At 55.1% G+C, this 1,133-nt stretch carries 3 protein-coding genes and 1 tRNA gene; all 4 read right to left on the reverse strand.

Features of this window, described 5'->3' with window-relative positions:
• A partial coding sequence (nusG, locus tag AACS18_RS15685) for a transcription termination/antitermination protein NusG (protein WP_108612658.1) occupies positions 1 to 490 on the reverse strand: 490 nt, incomplete at its 3' end.
• Between the two features lie 9 nt (positions 491 to 499).
• Positions 500 to 871 (reverse strand): preprotein translocase subunit SecE, encoded by a 372-nt coding sequence (gene secE / locus AACS18_RS15690; RefSeq protein WP_005306322.1) that lies wholly within the window; start codon positions 869 to 871, stop codon positions 500 to 502.
• 60 nt (positions 872 to 931) lie between these two features.
• Positions 932 to 1,008 (reverse strand) — tRNA-Trp (locus AACS18_RS15695).
• Positions 1,009 to 1,061: 53 nt separating this feature from the next.
• A partial coding sequence (locus AACS18_RS15700; protein ID WP_219927954.1) for an EF-Tu C-terminal domain-related protein occupies positions 1,062 to 1,133 on the reverse strand: 72 nt, incomplete at its 5' end.

A 1,133-nucleotide genomic window follows, 5' to 3' on the forward strand; every position in this document is an offset into this window, starting at 1 on the left:
CAGAGACCTTCACGCGGCTCTTCTCATAATCGACCTCTTCAACGGTACCGTTGAAGTCGGCAAACGGACCATCGGCAACCCGCACCATTTCACCCGGTTCAAACAGGGTTTTCGGACGCGGCTTGTCGTGGGCATCCTGCAGACGGTTCAGGATGGCATCGGCCTCTTTGTCGGAGATCGGTGCCGGACGGTCGGAAGTACCGCCGATGAAACCCATTACACGCGGTACGTTACGCACCAGGTGCCATGTGGTTTCATCCATGATCATCTGGACCAGGACATAACCCGGGAAAAACTTGCGCTCACTCTTGCGCTTCTGGCCAGCACGCATCTCGACCACTTCTTCGGTCGGGACCAGTACTTCACCGAACATGTCTTCCATGCCATGCATCTTGATATGTTCACGCAGGGACTTGGCTACACGGCCTTCATAGCCGGAAAAAGCCTGCACGACATACCATCTCATACGTTGTTCACGTTGTTCAGTCATGGCTTATCCTTACACACCGGTAATCAGGTTGACCAACCAGACCAAGGCACCGTCCAGAACGAACAGCAGCAGCCCCATCACGGCGGTCACCGCCAGCACAATCAGGGTTGTCTGAATGGCTTCCTGACGGGTCGGCCATACGACCTTGCGGACTTCCAGGCGAGACTCACGGGCGAATGCCAGTGTTGCCTTTCCCTTGGTGGTTTGCAGGGCTACTGCACCAGCAGCAGCAATGACAACGACCACACCCAGGGCGCGGACGGCAGCGACAACATCGTTGAGCAGGTAATTACCTACTACAGCGGCCGCCAGGATAATGAAAACCAGGCCCCAAAGCAGGGTATCCTTGCTTCCGCCCTGGCTCTCAGAACTAACACTCATACAACCCACCTGTATCTGACGTAACCAAAGACACAAAAGCCCCGTACGAGACGAGGTATATGGCAGGGGCGGCATGACTCGAACCCGCAACCATCGGTTTTGGAGACCGCTGTTCTACCAATTCGAACTACGCCCCTACACAAGAAAGCCCCTATTATAGGGGCTTTGCTTTATTTATGTAAGCCAAAGATTAAGCGATTACGCTGGCTACAACACCGGCACCTACGGTACGGCCACCTTCACGGATAGCGAAACGCAGGCC

It is taken from the genome of Aeromonas sp. HMWF015, from assembly GCF_963878965.1.
Taxonomy (GTDB): Bacteria; Pseudomonadota; Gammaproteobacteria; order Enterobacterales; family Aeromonadaceae; genus Aeromonas; species Aeromonas veronii.